14 protein-coding genes and 4 tRNA genes are annotated in these 16,591 nt (G+C 56.3%); 4 read left to right on the forward strand and 14 right to left on the reverse strand.

Features of this window, described 5'->3' with window-relative positions; genetic code table 11:
• Window positions 1-86: 86 nt before the first annotated feature.
• The 4 genes from hemC to hemY are packed head-to-tail and all read left to right on the forward strand — an operon-like array spanning window position 87 to window position 4,181.
• Window positions 87-1,028, forward strand: coding sequence for a hydroxymethylbilane synthase (gene hemC, locus O1722_RS22255; protein ID WP_017383592.1), 942 nt, complete (start codon window positions 87-89; stop codon window positions 1,026-1,028).
• A complete protein-coding gene (gene hemD / locus O1722_RS22260) occupies window positions 1,025-1,765 on the forward strand; it encodes a uroporphyrinogen-III synthase (RefSeq protein WP_033486955.1) in 741 nt (246 codons plus the stop codon). Before hemC ends, hemD begins: the two co-directional genes overlap by 4 nt.
• Window positions 1,766-1,785: 20 nt before the next feature.
• Window positions 1,786-2,979, forward strand: a complete 1,194-nt coding sequence (gene hemX / locus O1722_RS22265) for a uroporphyrinogen-III C-methyltransferase (protein ID WP_033486956.1) — start codon at window positions 1,786-1,788, stop codon at window positions 2,977-2,979.
• Window positions 2,980-2,981: 2 nt separating this feature from the next.
• Window positions 2,982-4,181 (forward strand): protoheme IX biogenesis protein HemY, encoded by a 1,200-nt coding sequence (hemY, locus tag O1722_RS22270; protein WP_033486957.1) that lies wholly within the window; start codon window positions 2,982-2,984, stop codon window positions 4,179-4,181.
• Between the two features lie 537 nt (window positions 4,182-4,718).
• On the opposite strand, the gene O1722_RS22275 is transcribed toward hemY, so the two are convergent.
• The 14 genes from O1722_RS22275 to wzzE all read right to left on the reverse strand — a co-directional run bounded on the left by O1722_RS22275 (window position 4,719) and on the right by wzzE (window position 16,585).
• Window positions 4,719-4,795, reverse strand: a tRNA-Pro gene (locus tag O1722_RS22275).
• 44 nt (window positions 4,796-4,839) lie between these two features.
• Window positions 4,840-4,926 (reverse strand) — tRNA-Leu (locus O1722_RS22280).
• A 21-nt stretch (window positions 4,927-4,947) separates the two neighbouring features.
• A tRNA-His gene (locus O1722_RS22285) sits at window positions 4,948-5,023 on the reverse strand.
• A 67-nt stretch (window positions 5,024-5,090) separates the two neighbouring features.
• Window positions 5,091-5,167: transfer RNA gene (locus tag O1722_RS22290), tRNA-Arg, on the reverse strand.
• A 102-nt stretch (window positions 5,168-5,269) separates the two neighbouring features.
• Window positions 5,270-6,655: a bifunctional threonine/serine APC transporter ThrP gene (gene thrP, locus O1722_RS22295; RefSeq protein ID WP_033486958.1), complete on the reverse strand. Its 1,386-nt coding sequence runs from the start codon at window positions 6,653-6,655 to the stop codon at window positions 5,270-5,272.
• 198 nt (window positions 6,656-6,853) lie between these two features.
• Complete coding sequence (wecG, locus tag O1722_RS22300; protein WP_015570015.1) at window positions 6,854-7,594, reverse strand: lipopolysaccharide N-acetylmannosaminouronosyltransferase; 741 nt, start codon at window positions 7,592-7,594, stop codon at window positions 6,854-6,856.
• Between the two features lie 12 nt (window positions 7,595-7,606).
• Entirely contained in the window at window positions 7,607-8,959 is a 1,353-nt protein-coding gene (wzyE, locus tag O1722_RS22305) for an ECA oligosaccharide polymerase (protein ID WP_017383595.1), read from the reverse strand.
• A complete protein-coding gene (locus tag O1722_RS22310; protein ID WP_033486959.1) occupies window positions 8,956-10,035 on the reverse strand; it encodes a TDP-N-acetylfucosamine:lipid II N-acetylfucosaminyltransferase in 1,080 nt (359 codons plus the stop codon). The genes wzyE and O1722_RS22310 overlap by 4 nt, the downstream gene beginning before the upstream one ends.
• Window positions 10,032-11,282 (reverse strand): lipid III flippase WzxE, encoded by a 1,251-nt coding sequence (gene wzxE, locus O1722_RS22315; RefSeq protein ID WP_033486960.1) that lies wholly within the window; start codon window positions 11,280-11,282, stop codon window positions 10,032-10,034. Before wzxE ends, O1722_RS22310 begins: the two co-directional genes overlap by 4 nt.
• Window position 11,283: 1 nt before the next feature.
• The gene (rffA, locus tag O1722_RS22320) at window positions 11,284-12,414 is read right to left on the reverse strand and encodes a dTDP-4-amino-4,6-dideoxygalactose transaminase (RefSeq protein WP_015570019.1); all 1,131 of its coding nucleotides are present in this window, start codon (window positions 12,412-12,414) and stop codon (window positions 11,284-11,286) included.
• Window positions 12,415-12,418: 4 nt separating this feature from the next.
• Window positions 12,419-13,096 carry a dTDP-4-amino-4,6-dideoxy-D-galactose acyltransferase gene (rffC, locus tag O1722_RS22325; protein ID WP_032646798.1) on the reverse strand — a complete coding sequence of 226 codons (678 nt, stop codon included), beginning with the start codon at window positions 13,094-13,096 and terminating at the stop codon, window positions 12,419-12,421.
• On the reverse strand, window positions 13,093-14,355 hold the full coding sequence (gene wecC, locus O1722_RS22330; RefSeq protein WP_033486961.1) for a UDP-N-acetyl-D-mannosamine dehydrogenase: 1,263 nt from the start codon (window positions 14,353-14,355) through the stop codon (window positions 13,093-13,095). The genes rffC and wecC overlap by 4 nt, the downstream gene beginning before the upstream one ends.
• Window positions 14,352-15,482, reverse strand: coding sequence for a non-hydrolyzing UDP-N-acetylglucosamine 2-epimerase (gene wecB / locus O1722_RS22335; RefSeq protein WP_033486962.1), 1,131 nt, complete (start codon window positions 15,480-15,482; stop codon window positions 14,352-14,354). The genes wecC and wecB overlap by 4 nt, the downstream gene beginning before the upstream one ends.
• Window positions 15,483-15,538: 56 nt before the next feature.
• Entirely contained in the window at window positions 15,539-16,585 is a 1,047-nt protein-coding gene (gene wzzE / locus O1722_RS22340) for an ECA polysaccharide chain length modulation protein (protein WP_017693953.1), read from the reverse strand.
• Window positions 16,586-16,591 lie beyond the last annotated feature (6 nt).

A 16,591-nucleotide genomic window follows, 5' to 3' on the forward strand; every position in this document is an offset into this window, starting at 1 on the left:
CCTCTCACTCTTCATCAACCGTAAAACTGCCATCCGAGTGTCAACAATGTTAGGATGGTTAGCGATTGATAATGACGGTAACAAGCATGTTAGACAATGTTTTGAGAATTGCCACACGCCAAAGTCCTCTTGCACTCTGGCAGGCACATTATGTTAAGCAGCGCCTTGAAGCCTGCCACACCGGATTACGCGTTGAGCTGGTGCCAATGGTCACGCGTGGCGATGTCATTCTGGATACGCCGCTGGCCAAAGTGGGCGGAAAAGGTCTGTTTGTCAAAGAGCTGGAGCTGGCATTGCTTGAGAACCGCGCCGATATCGCCGTGCATTCGATGAAGGATGTGCCCGTTGAGTTCCCGGAAGGGCTGGGGCTGGTGACCATCTGCGAGCGCGAGGATCCGCGCGATGCGTTTGTCTCTAATCGCTATGACTCGCTCGATGCGTTGCCGGCAGGCAGCGTGGTCGGCACGTCAAGTTTACGCCGCCAGTGTCAGCTGGCTGAACGTCGCCCGGATCTGGTGATCCGTTCGCTGCGCGGGAACGTCGGCACACGCCTTGGCAAGCTGGATAACGGCGACTACGATGCCATTATTCTTGCGGTTGCGGGCCTGAAACGCCTGGGGCTGGAAGAACGCATTCGCGTCGCGTTGCCGCCGGAGCTGTCGCTGCCCGCCGTCGGCCAGGGTGCCGTCGGCATTGAGTGTCGTCTGGTTGATGCGCGCACTCAGGCACTGCTCGCGCCGCTGAATCATGACGATACCGCCGTTCGCGTAAAAGCCGAGCGCGCGATGAATACTCGCCTCGAAGGAGGCTGTCAGGTGCCAATTGGCAGCTATGCTGAATTAACTGACGGTGAGCTGTGGTTGCGTGCGCTGGTTGGCGCGCCGGACGGCTCACAGATGGTTCGCGGTGAACGTCGCGGCAAGCCGCAAGATGCCGAGGCACTTGGCGTATCGCTGGCGGAAGAGCTGCTGAATAACGGCGCGCGTGAAATTCTGGCTGAGGTCTATAACGGAGAGCCCCCTGCATGAGCATACTTGTCACCCGCCCTTCTCCCGCAGGAGAGCAGTTAGTGAGCCGTCTGCGCGCACTGGGGCAGGTGGCCTGGAGTTTTCCGCTGATTGAATTCTCCCCCGGTCGCGAGCTGCCTGCGCTCGCTGACCAGATGCGTCTCTTGCAGGAAGGCGATCTGCTCTTTGCGCTGTCGCAGCATGCCGTGGAGTTTGCCCATGCGCAGCTGCAACAGCATGCCGTTAGCTGGCCTCACGCCCCCCGCTATTTCGCCATCGGGCGCACCACGGCGCTGGCCTTACATACCGCGAGCGGAATCGATGTTCGTTACCCGTTAGATCGGGAAATCAGCGAAGTCTTGCTACAATTACCTGAATTACAAACCATTGCCGGAAAGCGCGCGCTCATTTTGCGCGGCAACGGTGGCCGCGAACTGCTGGGCGAAACGCTGCGCGAACGCGGCGCAGACGTGACGTTTGTGGAGTGCTATCAGCGCTGTGCGAAACACTATGATGGCGCGGAAGAAGCAATGCGCTGGCACGCCCGCGGTATTAATACGCTGGTGGTCACCAGCGGTGAAATGTTACAACAGCTTTGGTCGCTGATTCCGCTTTGGTATCGCGAAAACTGGTTACTCCGCTGTCGGCTTCTGGTCGTCAGTGAGCGTCTGGCGAACCACGCCCGGGAACTGGGCTGGCAGGATATTCGGATCGCTGAAAACGCCGACAACGATGCGCTGCTGCGCGCATTACAATAACTCTCAAATGGGAAGCCATAATGACGGAACACGAAAAATCCTCCGCCGTGGTTGAAGAGACCAGGGAGACTGTGGACACCACGTCACAGCCAGAGACGACAGACACAACCGTTGAGAAGAAAAACGGCAGCAACAAAACCAGCCTAACGCTGAGCGTGATTGCCATCGCGATTGCGCTGGCCGCAGGCGTGGGACTCTACGGACTGGTGAAGAAACAAGGCACCAACCAGACGGCCACCAGCGACGCGCTGGTTAACCAAATCACTGCCCTACAGAAAGCGCAGGAGACGCAAAAAGCTGAGCTGGAAGGCGTGATCAAACAGCAGGCTGCCGCCCTCGCCGACGCGAACAGCAAACGTGAAGAGTTGACCAAACAGCTGAGCGAAGTGCAGGAAAAAGTCGCCACAATTTCGGGAACCGATGCCAAAACCTGGCTACTTTCACAGGCCGATTTTCTGGTGAAACTGGCCGGGCGCAAGCTCTGGAGCGATCAGGATGTCACCACCGCCGCCGCGCTGCTGAAAAGCGCCGACGCAAGCCTGGCGGACATGAACGATCCGAGCCTCATCAACGCTCGCCGCGCTATTACGGAAGATATCGCCAGCCTGTCCGCGGTTTCTAAGGTCGATTACGATGGTATCATCCTTAAGGTAAATCAGCTCTCCAACCAGATTGATAACCTTCAGCTGGCCGATAACAACGACGATGACTCCCCGATGGATTCTGACGGCACCGAGCTGTCCAGCTCCCTGAGCGAATGGCGTATCAACCTGCAAAAGAGCTGGCAGAACTTTATGGACAGCTTTATTACCATTCGCCGCCGCGATGAAACTGCCGTGCCGCTGCTGGCGCCGAACCAGGACGTCTATCTGCGCGAAAACATTCGTTCCCGCCTGCTGGTGGCTGCCCAGGCCGTACCGCGTCACCAGGAAGAGACCTACAAACAGGCGCTGGATAACGTTTCAACCTGGGTACGTGCTTACTACGATACCAATGACGCAACCACGACCGCGTTCCTTGAGGATATCGACAAGCTGAGCCAGCAAAACATCACCATGAACGTGCCGGACAAGCTGGAAAGCCAGCCGATTCTGGAGAAGCTCATGCAGACGCGCGTGCGTAACCTGCTGGCCCAGCCGGGCGTTCCGGCAGAGCGTCCGGCTGAAGCACCTGCCGCCGCGCCAGCGCCTGAAAGCGCGCCGCAAGGAGAGTAATGATGCTAAAAGTCTTCTTACTCTTCATCCTGCTGATCGCCGGGATTGTACTGGGGCCGATGCTCGCGGGTCACCAGGGTTATGTATTGGTCCAGACCGATAACTACAATATCGAAACCAGCGTAACAGGGCTGGTAATTATTCTGATCCTGGGTGTGGTCGTTCTGCTGGCAGTGGAGTGGCTCCTGCGTCGTATTTTCCGTACCGGCGTACATACGCGCGGCTGGTTCGTTGGCCGTAAGCGCCGTCGCGCCCGCAAGCAGACCGAGCAAGCGTTGCTGAAGCTGGCCGAAGGCGACTATCAGCAGGTTGAGAAGCTGATGTCGAAAAATGCCGACCATGCAGAACAGCCGGTTGTTAACTATCTGCTGGCCGCTGAGGCGGCGCAACAGCGAGGCGATGAGGCCCGCGCCAATCAGCATCTTGAACGCGCGTCTGAGCTCTCTACTAAAGATCCGATTCCGGTTGAGATCACCCGCGTTCGTCTGCAACTGGCGCGCAATGAAAACCATGCCGCTCGTCACGGCGTTGACCGTCTGCTGGAAATTACCCCTCGTCACCCGGAAGTGCTGCGTCTGGCTGAGCAGGCATATATTCGGACCGGTGCCTGGGGCTCGCTGCTGGACATTATCCCTTCCATGGCGAAAGCCGACGTGGGCGATGATGAACATCGTGATGAACTTCAGCGTCTGGCCTGGATTGGCCTGATGGATCAGGCGCGCGCCGATCTCGGCAGCGACGGCCTGAAAACCTGGTGGAAAAACCAGAGCCGTAAAACGCGCCAGCAGGTTCCTCTTCAGGTGGCGATGGCAGAACATCTGATTGAGTGTGACGACCATGACACCGCGCAGGAGATCCTCCTCGACGGTCTCAAGCGACAGTATGATGACCGCCTGGTGATGGTCATCCCGCGTCTGAAAACCAACAATCCGGAACAAATTGAAAAAGCACTGCGCCAGCAGATCAAAACCGTGGGCGATCGTCCACTGCTGTGGAGTACGCTGGGCCAGTCTCTGATGAAACACGGCGAGTGGCAGGAGGCGAGCCTCGCCTTCCGCGCCGCGCTGAAGCAACGTCCGGACGCATTTGATTACGCCTGGCTTGCTGATTCGCTGGACAAGCAGCATAAGCCGGAAGAGGCCGCAGCTATGCGCCGTGATGGGCTGTTATTGACGTTGCAAAATAACGGAACGCAGCAGTAATTAACAGGAGGCCAGATGGCCTCCTTTTTTACGCCCATAAAAAAACGCCTGCTATAAAAGCAGGCGTTAAAACAGGTCTGTAAGACAACATATTTGGTGCTTCACTCAACGTTGTGTCCATGGTGTCTGATGAGGCCGAAGCGACATCTGTCAGTGGACGATAAGCACCGTAAACGGCTCTGCGTCATTCCTGAGTTTATGAGGCCTTAAGGCGAACATAAGAGATGGAATGAGCATCTACACGCATATTATTGCATGTAATGTGCCAGGTTTACACGCAGAACTTTTACATCGCGCAACATTTTAAGATAAAAGGAAATTATGCTGTTAAGAACCGCCTGAAGCCATACAACATCGCGCTGAAGGCGGCGATATGTCGTCACCAGGAGACAGGTTAAGAGGTAAAATAATAAATTCTTTAATATTAACGGGTTATATGTCGCTGAATCGCGACAAGGATATAGAGTGTTGTCGGGGAAAGGCTACAGGATAAAAAACGCAGAAAACAAAAAACCCCGCCGAAGCGGGGTTCAAAATTGGTCGGCGAGAGAGGATTCGAACCTCCGACCCACTGGTCCCAAACCAGTTGCGCTACCAAGCTGCGCTACTCGCCGATGTACTGCTTTTTTGAATTTTTAGTTCAACTCATTAAAAGTCGTGGTGCGAGGGGGGGGACTTGAACCCCCACGTCCGTAAGAACACTAACACCTGAAGCTAGCGCGTCTACCAATTCCGCCACCTTCGCAATTCACAACTCTTTCAATAATGGGGTGGCTAATGGGATTCGAACCCACGACAACTGGAATCACAATCCAGGGCTCTACCAACTGAGCTATAGCCACCACTGTATTCTTTCACGCGGTTCTGACTACTTCTCAGACCACCGCAGCTCTAGCGCCGGGACTAAAATGGCGCGCCCGACAGGATTCGAACCTGAGACCTCTGCCTCCGGAGGGCAGCGCTCTATCCAGCTGAGCTACGGGCGCTTAGCGCCGTTGCGGGGCTGGATATTACGTACCTCCGTCCCCGCTGTCTAGTGCTTTTTTGAAAAAAATGCGCGTTTGGTTATGGTTTGCACATTTTGCCGCTTATTCCTCCACTTTATGGGCGGAGCCACGGCGGCCCAGGCCAAAAAGTTTATATGCAGCTGTGACGGCAGCCAGGAAGATCATCCCGACAAACAGCGACATGCGGGTATCTTCATTAAAGTACATTCCAATTAATACGCAAATCAGGAACGCCATCGTCAAATAGTTCGCATACGGGAACAGAATGGAGCGGAACGGATGGCTGGCGATCGCTTTTTTGTGCGTCTGTCGGAAACGCAGCTGGCTAATCAAAATGACAAACCACGGTACCATTCCCGGCAGCACGCTGGCGCTATAGACGTAAACAAACACGCGCTGCGGATTCGGGATGATGTAGTTCAGGCAAGAGCCAATCAGCAGAATCACAATCGACACCGCTACGCCCGCCACCGGTACACCCACGCGGGAGACTTTACCCATCACCGCCGGCAGCTGTTTGTTTTGCGAGAGCGCGTAAAGCATACGCCCGCAGCTGTACATCCCGCTGTTACAGCCGGAGAGCGCCGCCGTCAGCACCACAAAGTTGATAATGGCGGCCGCCGCCGTGATGCCAATCTTAGCGAAGGTTAAGACAAACGGGCTGCCGGTGGTGCCGATCTCGTTCCATGGGAAAATGGTCACGATAACGAAGATCGCGCCCACATAGAAAATCAGGATACGCCACAGCACCTTGCCTACCGCGCTACGCAGCGTGACCTGCGGGTTTTTCGCCTCACCTGCGGTAATGCCGATCAGCTCAACGCCCTGATAAGAGGCGACAACGATACAGAGTGCGGTCAGGAAGCCTTTCCAGCCGCCGGCAAAGAAGCCGCCGTGTCCGGTCAGGTTACCGAAACCAATCGCGTGCCCGCCGTTACCGAAACCAAAGAAGATGACACCCAGACCCACAACAATCATCACGATAATGGTGGTGACTTTGATCATCGCAAACCAGAACTCGATTTCACCGTAAAGGCGAACGGCGGCAAGGTTCGCCAGCGCCACAAGCCCTACGGCGATGAGCGCGGGTATCCACTGGGCCATCTCCGGGAACCAGAACTGCACGTAGACCCCGATGGCGGTAATCTCCGAAATCCCGACGGCCATCCACATAAACCAGTACGACCAGGCCGTGAGATAGCCAAAGAACGGGCTCATATAACGGTGGGCGTAAACGGCGAAAGAGCCCGTTACCGGCTCCAGAAACAACATTTCGCCCATTGAGCGCATGATGAAGAAGACGAACAGCCCGGCAATAATATACGCCAGCAGGACGGAAGGCCCCGCCCATTTCAGCGTGCTTGCCGAGCCCATAAACAGGCCAACGCCGATAGTCCCGCCCAGCGCGATCAATTCAATATGTCGAGCTTCCAGCCCACGCTGAAGCTCCGGTTTTTTCTCTGCCATAAATCCTCGGTTGTGTTTGCTGTTTCCCGACTTATTGCCGGGTATTGTTTTGAGGGGTACTGAAATACGGAGCGAATGGTTTCTTAAATTCTGGCAAATGGCAAACAATGCATTAAAAAAATGAATGCATTGTACAGAAATCCAGCAGTTTTACAGGGAGGGGTTGCAGCGCGAACAGCAGATCGCGCTGCATATTGATTACATTTTCCCGGTGTAGTGCCAGGCGAGGTAGCGCAGCAGACGAATCTGTCGTTTGATACGCGTCGGTTGAGAGAGCAGGCGGTAGAGCCACTCCAGCCCCAGGTTTTGCCAGACTTTGGGCGCCCGCTTAACGTGGCCAGTAAAGACGTCGTAGGTGCCGCCGACGCCCATATAGAGCGCATCCGGGCTGACCAGACGGCAATCGCGCATCAGAATTTCCTGCCGCGGCGACCCCATGGCGACAGTGACAATTTTCGCCCCGCTGTCGCGCACGCGCTCATATAACGCCTGGCGATCTTCCGGCCTGAAATAGCCATCCTGGCTGCCCACGATGTTAACATTCCACTGGCTACGCAGCTTTTGTTCGGTCTGCGCCAGCACCTCTGGTTTGCCGCCAATCAAAAATACCGGCGTGCCTTCAGCGCCTGCGCGTTCCATAAGCCGCTCCCAAAGGTCAGCACCCGCCACGCGAGACACATTAGCGTCAGGAAACTTTTTACGAATTGAACGCACCACGCTAATACCGTCGGCGTATTTAAACTCCGCGGCTTCAATCAGGCTTTTCACTTCCGCATTATCTTCAACCGCCAGCATTTTTTCTGCGTTGATGGCCACCAGCGTGCCCGATTTCATCTGCCCGTCCGCGAACAGGAAATCCAGCGCGTGTTGCATGTCACGCCAGCCAATAAGCTGTAGCCCACGCAGCGCATAACGCGGGGCTGAAGTTGTATCCGTCATGATAATCCCTACTCAGACTTGCGACAGCGTTGTGCTGCCCTGTGGCTCACGTCTGTGCACAAGCCCTGCACTGTCAAACAACCAGTACAGCAGTTTTGCCAGCAGCAGACAGAGACCGAAAACGACCATAAAAAACACCACGCGTGAGACGAACGAATCCAGTCCCTCGCGCGCCAGAACGATCATATTGAAAATGGCACCGAAACAGAAACTGTGCAAAACAGCGGCTTTGTAGCGGTTGGTCTCTTCATTACCCAGCGTATATAGCCAGTCGAACCATTTTATTATCAGCCCGACCGCGATCGCGCCCGGCAGGATAAACCACGTTCCGCCCATCACTACCAGCGAGCCAATCAGGGTTGGGGAAATCGCCAGGCCCGAATGGTTGTTCAGCACTTCCCAGGTAAAGTAGTTCGCCGTGTTCAGGACAATACCGGGACGGTCAGGCCACAGCCACGTCGGTATAAAGACATAGAAATCGCGAACAATCGGCGCCAGCCCCTGGAATTCGATTTTGTCGTAGTTTTGCAGCAACAATGCCAGGTTTTCCCAGGGCGAGAAGGTGTCGCGCGTCAGATACAGGAAGGTATAAAACGCTTCGTCGCCCGCCACGTTCAGTCCGTAGCGCTTCAGCGCCAGCCAGAACATCCCCACAATGCCAAAGACGCCTGCCGCCGCCAGCATCCACAGCGAGATCCAACCGCGAATAATGCCGATAAACAGGAAAATCGCGAAGGCGATAATGATGTTGGCGCGGGTGCCGCCGACGATCATGTAGGTCAGAATGCCAAATGCGACGGTGCTGACCAGGAAGAACAGCCAGGCTTTGCTGTCCTGACGCAGGAAAAAGACCACCAGCATCGCCGGAATGAAGAAATAGAAGAAACGCTTGAGCGCGACGCCGGAGACTTCGGCGGAGAAAATCTGGCTATAGGACTGCAACTTAAACAGTAAAAAGCCGTTATGCATGAAGAAAATCGCCACGCTGACGAGGGCGATGGTCATCAGCATAACCCACGTCAGATGGGTTTCTACCCGGTTCATGGTAAACAGCGGACGACGGGGTGTGGTGTCTTTCGCCGCGCGCAGGCGCGTTTTATAGGTGACGTAATACACCGCGTAGAAGCAGGTCGCAGAGAGCAGCGTCTGCAACAAGATTTCCGGCGGAGCGACGCCAACATCAAAGCGGAACACGAGGATGCTGGTCAGCGGGAAGCCAAAGAAAAAGGTCAGCAAAAACAGCAGCGAGAAGAATACGTTGAAGTTAAAACGTACGCGCCGGAACTCAAACCAGGTGAGCGTGGCGATAAACAGCGTGCTCAGCAGCCAGACCACCAGCAAGCCGCTAAATTGCAACTGGCTCATGCGTTGTCTCCTGAAGCAATACGCAGCGCGCGGTGCCACGGCGTGAGATAGTTCGGGCTGAAAAAGTCGATGCTATTTTTATCCACCAGCGTGAGCTGACGCTGCGCTTCCCGTACCACCTCGACATTAAGCGTGTCAGAGGTAAACAGCACCGGAATATGCTGTTCGGCCATGTCCTGCCAGAACGGGTTTTCGCGGTTGAGCACGCACGGTACGCCCGCCTGAATCAGCAGACACAGCGTACCAATCCCCTGCTGACGGGCAAAGATGAAATAGCCCAGATCGCATTTTCGCAGCAGCGCGAGATAGTCATCAAATTCCAGCTTATCGCTGAGAATGTGCAGATTTTCCGCGCTAAACAGCGCAAGCCCCTGCTGGCGAACGTCATCGATGTAGGCGTCGTTATTGGCGGGATAGCCCATCGGCACCACGACGTTCACCGTATCGCCAAACTGCTGATGCACCGCCCGCAGCGCCGCGACATGCTCGTTACTGCGATCGCCGGAATTTCCCACCAGAATGGTCAGTTTGCCCTCACGAACCGCGTCATTCGCCATGGTATTCAGTGCCGGATCCATACGGGTCGGAAAATAGAGCAGTTCCCCGCGAACCTTCGGGTGCTGTTTAGCAAAATAGTTGAGGTCGCCACGGGTAGCAAAAACGCAGCCCACGCGCGCCTGCGCCAGACGACGCAGCGGATAGAAAAGACGGAACTTCCAGCCGTGGGAGACTTCGTAGAGATCCGCTCCCCAGATATGCCAGCTGAACTGGGAAGGTTTTATCCCGCCGCTTAACAGCGCCAGCCACAGCCCGGTATTGAATTGTCCGTGGAAGAAGAAACGCTGGCTTCGGTCCGCTTTGGCTTTCGCGACAACGGCTTTGGTCAGGGCCGCTTTGTCTGGCCAGAAGGTGATGTGCAATGCCGGACACGCCGCGCTCAGGCCGTTATCGCGTCCAACGACCATAAACTCGCGCGCATCGGGCGTGCCGGATGCCAGTTCATCGTTGAAGAACCGCAGAACGGTCTGGTTATGATGCGGGATATCCGATCCCAGTATGTGTATCAGTGCAGTCATGCGCGTTTACGCCAAAGTAAAAATACGCCGCAACAGGCAGCGAAATAAACGATATAAGTTGCCATATAGGCCTGAGCCGCCCCCAGCGCACCGTGGGTGGGGATCAGCCAGTGAGAAAATGCCGTCAGCAGCGCAAACTGGCCGATCTCTGCCAGGATATACAACCGCAGCGAAGCCTTCGCAATCACCAGATAGCCGAAAACGTATGCCCCCACTTTCAGCACATCGCCGACCAGTTGCCAGGCAAACAGATCGCGCATGGCGGTAAACTTCGCCGAAAACAGCAGCCAGATGGCGAAATCACGCAGTAACCAGACGGTAAAGCTGGCGATCGCAACCGCCGGCAACACAAAACGCAGGGAGCGAAAAATCTCGCGGGTAATATCCTGCCTGGAAGTCAGGCGCGATAAGGTTGGCAGTAAATAGACGCTAAAGGAAGCCGTAATAAATTGGAGGTAAGCATCTGAAATGCTGCTCACGCCCTGCCAGATCCCCACTTCATCCCAGCTGTAATGCGCTGCCAGCAGGTTTCGCATCATCACGTAGGCAACGGGAAGCGTTACCGAAGTGATGAGCGCCATCAGGGTAAACTTTCCTAGCTGCCCCGCCAGCATCTTGTCCCACTGCGGTTTCAGGTAATTCAGCGGGACATTGCCTCTGCGCATCAGCATAAACGCTGCCGGAATGACAACGAGCGCAGGCACCAGCGCCAGCCCCAGCAGCGCGCCTTCATAGCCGCCCAGCCGATAGCAAAAGTAGTAAGCGACAACGCCGATAATGCTGCCGAGGATCAGCGCCAGCGCATTCCCGGCGGCATCACGGAAGCCTTTCATCAGCGCCAGCAGCAGGTTCGCCCAGGCGATCCCCATCTGAACGAGCGCCACCAGGCGCACCAGCCCCTGATAATGCGTGTGTCCGAACAGCCCCTGGCTGATGGGTGCCGCCGCCAGCAAAAAGACGACGGCCAGCAACGTAGAGAAGCCCAGCACCATAGCAGAGGAGGTGCCCACCACCGTGCGGAGCTTTTCGGCATCGTCATGATGCTGCGCGACGTATTTGGTGACGCCATTGAATATCCCGGCACCCGCCAGCACGCCAAGCACCGTGACCAGCTGGCGGAAGTTCCCTGCCAGCCCAACGCCTGACGGACCAAATGAGACGGCCAGCAGCTTGACGACCAGTAACCCGGCGCCAATTTTTACTAGCGTGGACGCTGCCGTCCACACCGACGCTTTTGCCAGAGACATATCAGGCGAAATAACTCAGAAGCGAATTGATCACCGTACGCTGGTTCACCGGCGCGAGGTTGTAGAACAGGGGCAGACGGAGCAGACGTTCGCTCTCTTTGGTGGTGTAGCGGTCTTCACCGGCAAACATCCCGAAGGCTTCGCCAGCCGGGCTAGAGTGCAGCGGAATATAGTGGAATACCGCCATAATTTCCGCCTCTTTCAGCCAGGCAATCAGCTTGCTGCGATCGTCGTTATCGCGCAGCTTGATGTAGAACATGTGAGCGTTGTGGATGCAGTCTGCCGGAATAGTCGGCAGTTCAATACGTCCGGCTTTTGCCAGCGGCTCCAGCGCGTCGTAGTAGGTTTGCCACAGGGAGAGGCGTTGCAGATTGATTCGCTCTGCCGCTTCCAGCTGCGCCCAGAGATACGCGGCCTGCAAATCCGCCATCAGGTAGCTTGAGCCGATATCGCGCCAGGTGTACTTATCCACCTGACCGCGGAAGAACTGGCTGCGGTTGGTCCCTTTTTCACGGATCACTTCCGCACGCTCCACCAGGGCACGATCGTTAATCAGCGTCGCGCCGCCTTCTCCGCCTGCGGTGTAGTTTTTGGTTTCGTGGAAGCTAAAGCAGCCGATATGACCAATGGTGCCCAGCGCGCGCCCTTTGTAGGTGGACATCACGCCCTGCGCGGCGTCTTCCACCACAAACAGGTTGTGCTTTTTAGCGATGGCCATGATGGTGTCCATCTCACAGGCCACGCCCGCGTAATGCACCGGCACAATCGCCCGCGTTTTATCGGTGACCGCCGCTTCAATCAGCGTTTCGTCGATGTTCATAGTATCCGGACGGATATCCACAAACACAATTTTCGCCCCGCGCAGGACAAACGCGTTCGCCGTGGAGACGAAGGTGTAGCTCGGCATGATCACTTCATCGCCGGGCTGGATATCCAGCAACAGCGCCGCCATCTCAAGCGATGCGGTACAGGACGGCGTCAGCAGTACCTTGGCACTGTGAAAACGTTGCTCCATCCACTGCTGGCAGCGGCGGGTAAAACCGCCATCGCCACAGAGCTTGCCGCTGCCCATAGCAGACTGCATGTAATCAAGTTCAGTGCCCACAACGGGAGGCGCGTTAAATGGAATCATCTTGTCACCTGTATAACCAGTAGGCGGTGGCGTCGATGCTGGCACCACTCGCAATATAACGTTTAAGCGCAGCGGTGTTGCCCATCTGGGTTGCGACCCGCAGCGTCGATACCTGTTGTTGCTCCGCCCAGTGCAGCGCCGCCTGCATGAGTTTCTCGCCCATGCCGCGCCCGGCTAACAATCCGATGCGCGCCTCGTGCTCGTTGAGCCTGCGAAGCGAAACAAAACCCTGAATCTGCCCCCCGGCAGTACGGAACACCAGACAGACGTGGTCAAACGTACCTTTGACCGCATTCTCTATCCACTGGGCATAAAAGCGGCCGCTGTCATCGGGCGCATACCAGGGCGCCCGGAAACGGCTCTGAGCGAAGGCCAGCGCCGCCATCTTGCGCAGCGCGGGGATATCCTGCTCCGTTGCAATTTCCGCGCCCGGTGAGGCGTGGAGAGCCACGGTAACAGAGAGATCAACCTCACCCTCGACCAGCCGGAATCCGTGCTGCTGGAGGGCGTCCAGCAGATCGGCGCGGTCCGCCGGGATCTTAGCCTGTACGCGCTGCCAGGCGCTGAAGTCTGCTTCCTGCAACGCAGGGGCATTGTCGCGCAGACGCACTATCGCTGAGGGACGCGCAAAGAATGCGCTTTCCCACTCAAGGGACTCCAGCACGCCGTTGAGGATACTCAACGCCACACGCCTTTGGTATCAACAACATACTGCTGACGTACGGCATCACCGGAAACCGCTTTGAACGCATTGTGATCCACCAGCAGCACCAGCACATCCGCCGTCGCCAGCGCGTCATCCAGGGCGGTAAGGGTGCAGTGACCGGCAAGTTTTGCCGGCAGCGCATGAATATTCGGCTCAACCACCAGCGTTTCACCGCTGTGCCAGGCAGCGATCATTTCGGCAATTTCCATCGCCGGGCTTTCGCGCAGATCGTCAATATTCGGTTTGAATGCCAGACCAAAGCAGGCAATTTTCAGCTCACTGGCGCGTTTGCCGCTGTCGGCCAGGCAATCCGCGACCGTGGCTTTGACCTGGTTGATGACCCAGTGCGGTTTGTGGTCGTTTACTTCGCGTGCGGTGCGAATCAGGCGTGCCTGTTCCGGGTTCTGCGCCACGATAAACCACGGATCGACCGCGATGCAGTGCCCACCCACGCCCGGCCCCGGCTGAAGGATGTTCACGCGGGGGTGACGGTTGGCAAGGCGAATAAGTTCCCAGACGTTAATCCCCTGATCGGCGCAAATCAATGACAGTTCATTCGCAAACGCGATGTTAACGTCGCGGAAGCTATTTTCGGTCAGTTTGCACATCTCGGCGGTGCGGGAGTTGGTCACCACACATTCGCCTTCAAGGAAAATTTTATACAGCTCGCTGGCGCGCGCGGAGCAGACTGGCGTCATGCCGCCAATCACGCGGTCATTTTTAATCAGTTCCACCATCACCTGGCCTGGCAGTACGCGCTCAGGGCAGTAGGCGATATTGATATCGGCCTCGTCGCCCGCCTGCTGCGGGAAGCTAAGATCGGGACGCGCCTCGGCCAGCCACTGCGCCATCTGCTCGGTAGCCCCAACAGGTGAAGTGGACTCAAGGATAACCAGCGCCCCTTTCTTCAGCACAGGCGCAATGGATTTTGCCGCCGCCTCGACGTAAACCATGTCAGGCTCATGATCGCCTTTAAAGGGCGTTGGAACCGCAATCAGGTACGCATCGGCTTCTACCGGCGTGGTGCTGGCGCGCAGGAAGCCACCGTCCACCGCCTTTTTCACCACACGATCGAGATCGGGCTCCACGATATGAATTTCGCCACGGTTGATGGTTTCCACCGCGTGCGCGTTGATATCTACGCCAACGACCTGCTTTTGACGAGAGGCAAAGGCCGCCGCAGTAGGCAGCCCGATATAGCCAAGACCAACAACAGAGATGGTAGAAAAACTCATAGCGTTACCCGATTGTGTTTAAGTGCGTGCAAAATACGACCACAAGCCTGCCCGTCACCGTACGGATTGTGGGCCCGGCTCATCGCCTGATACTCTTCATCGTCATGCAGTAAGCGCGTGACCTCTTCGACAATACGACGCGGATCCGTTCCCACCAGACGCACGGTACCGGCAGTAACCGCTTCCGGGCGTTCGGTGGTTTCACGCATCACCAGTACCGGCTTACCGAGGGAGGGCGCCTCTTCCTGAATGCCGCCAGAATCGGTCAGGATCAGCCAGGCGTGGTTCATCAGCCAGACAAATGGCAAATAGTCCTGCGGCTCGATCAGGAGCACGTTTTCCACGTGGCCCAGGATACGGTTGACCGGTTCGCTGACGTTCGGGTTGAGGTGCACCGGATAGACAATCTGCACATCCTCGTTCTGCGCGGCGATTTCAGCCAGCGCGTGGCAAATTTGCTCAAAGCCACGGCCAAAGCTTTCGCGGCGGTGGCCCGTCACCAGAATCGTTTTCTTGCCGTTGTTCAGGAACGGATAGCGCGCAGCAAGTTCTGCCTGAAGCTCGCTGTTAGCCAGCACGCGGTCACGCACCCAAATCAGCGCATCAATGACCGTATTGCCGGTGACGAAGATCTTGCTTTCGCTGATATTTTCGCGCAGCAGGTTCTGACGTGAGTTCTCGGTTGGCGCAAAATGGTACATCGCCAGGTGACCGGTGAGCGTACGGTTGGCCTCTTCCGGCCACGGGGAATAGAGATTGCCGGTACGCAGACCCGCTTCAATATGACCAACGGGGATACGCTGATAGAACGCGGCCAGGCTGGTCGCCACGGTGGTGGTGGTGTCGCCGTGCACCAGCACCACATCCGGCTTGAACGACTCCAGAATAGGCTTTAATTCTTGCAGAATACGGCAGGTGATTTCCGTCAGTCCCTGTCCCGGTTTCATTATATTGAGATCGTAATCCGGGACGATAGAAAAGAGGGTTAAGACCTGATCGAGCATCTCACGGTGCTGGGCAGTCACGCACACTTTCGCTTCAATATCAGGATCTCTGGCCAGCGCATGAACCAGAGGCGCCATCTTGATGGCCTCCGGCCTGGTGCCAAATACGGTTAGTACTTTCACATCGATTCTCTTCGATTAGACGATGAAGGCCGCAGCCTTCATCGTAGACGGCGTTCTTAGTTTGTGCGGCGACGCAATAACGCTACGCCAGCGCCAGTCAGTGCGCCCACAATCCCCCACATGATCATCAGGAATGCGCGACGCGGACTATCGCGTTTTACAGGCTCTTCAGGCGTTCTTAAATAACGATAGGTCTGAAAACGCGGGTCCAGCGTTGGACCGACGTTGAGCGTATTGAGCATGGCGCGGTTTTGGTCGTAATCAAGGTCAAAGTCAGGACCAACGGCCTGGATATTTTCCAGACGAGCCTGAAGCATTGGGCGACCAAGAAGGAACATTTCTGAATCCGGGAGTTCGTCAGCCGGAACATCCGTTTCGCTACGGGAAATATTGTGCTGTTCCGCAATCTTCAGCGCCTGCTCAATATTATGTACGCGACGGGCGAAGATAGCCTTAGCGACCTCTTCCTGACGTTTGACCTGCGCTTTCATCTGAATAGTACGCGCAGCCCAGGCGCCTTTCAGCTCGTCATTCAGATGACTGGCCGCGCGCTGGCTGGCAAAAGCAACGTACTGACGCAACAGGTTATTGGCGTCCGGCGCCGTTTCCGCAATCAGCTTCACGCTGTCGCTAACGTTACGGAGCACATCGCCAGGCATAAACTGAATGTTATTAATCAGGTCATCCAGCAGCGCGGCATCCGCTTTGCTGTTACCGACCATGCGCTGCTTGTAGTAGTCCGTCTGGGACCAGAAATCGCGACGTGTATCCCACGACGCCAGCTGCATCACAAACTCTTTGTAGGATTCATCCATCACCGAAGCCTGATCCGGGGTCGCCAGATTGGCCTTGATATCAAGATTACGCAGGAATTGCTGCTGGGAGTAGTAGCCTCCAAGCATATTCACCGTTGGTCGGTCTGTGATCGCCGTGGCGCTCCACTCTTGTTTTGCAAAGAAGGTGTAGGCAAGCGCTAACAGCGCGAACCCCAGGGCAATCCCCACAATCCACAGTTTGCCCTGCCATAACACGCGAAACAAACCACGAATATCCAGCTCGTTCTCAGTGCCCACTGATTTCGCTCCCGCCAACGGTTGAGTCATCATAGT

It is taken from the genome of Enterobacter cloacae complex sp. HYC003_NIDB (genome assembly GCF_056673375.1).

Coding starts and splice junctions, on each gene's coding strand:
- hemC (WP_017383592.1), top strand. CDS start 87: ATGTTAGACAATGTTTTGAGAATTGCCACACGCCAAAGTCCTCTTGCA.
- hemD (WP_033486955.1), top strand. CDS start 1,025: ATGAGCATACTTGTCACCCGCCCTTCTCCCGCAGGAGAGCAGTTAGTG.
- hemX (WP_033486956.1), top strand. CDS start 1,786: ATGACGGAACACGAAAAATCCTCCGCCGTGGTTGAAGAGACCAGGGAG.
- hemY (WP_033486957.1), top strand. CDS start 2,982: ATGCTAAAAGTCTTCTTACTCTTCATCCTGCTGATCGCCGGGATTGTA.
- thrP (WP_033486958.1), bottom strand. CDS start 6,655: ATGGCAGAGAAAAAACCGGAGCTTCAGCGTGGGCTGGAAGCTCGACAT.
- wecG (WP_015570015.1), bottom strand. CDS start 7,594: ATGACGGATACAACTTCAGCCCCGCGTTATGCGCTGCGTGGGCTACAG.
- wzyE (WP_017383595.1), bottom strand. CDS start 8,959: ATGAGCCAGTTGCAATTTAGCGGCTTGCTGGTGGTCTGGCTGCTGAGC.
- O1722_RS22310 (WP_033486959.1), bottom strand. CDS start 10,035: ATGACTGCACTGATACACATACTGGGATCGGATATCCCGCATCATAAC.
- wzxE (WP_033486960.1), bottom strand. CDS start 11,282: ATGTCTCTGGCAAAAGCGTCGGTGTGGACGGCAGCGTCCACGCTAGTA.
- rffA (WP_015570019.1), bottom strand. CDS start 12,414: ATGATTCCATTTAACGCGCCTCCCGTTGTGGGCACTGAACTTGATTAC.
- wecC (WP_033486961.1), bottom strand. CDS start 14,355: ATGAGTTTTTCTACCATCTCTGTTGTTGGTCTTGGCTATATCGGGCTG.
- wzzE (WP_017693953.1), bottom strand. CDS start 16,585: ATGACTCAACCGTTGGCGGGAGCGAAATCAGTGGGCACTGAGAACGAG.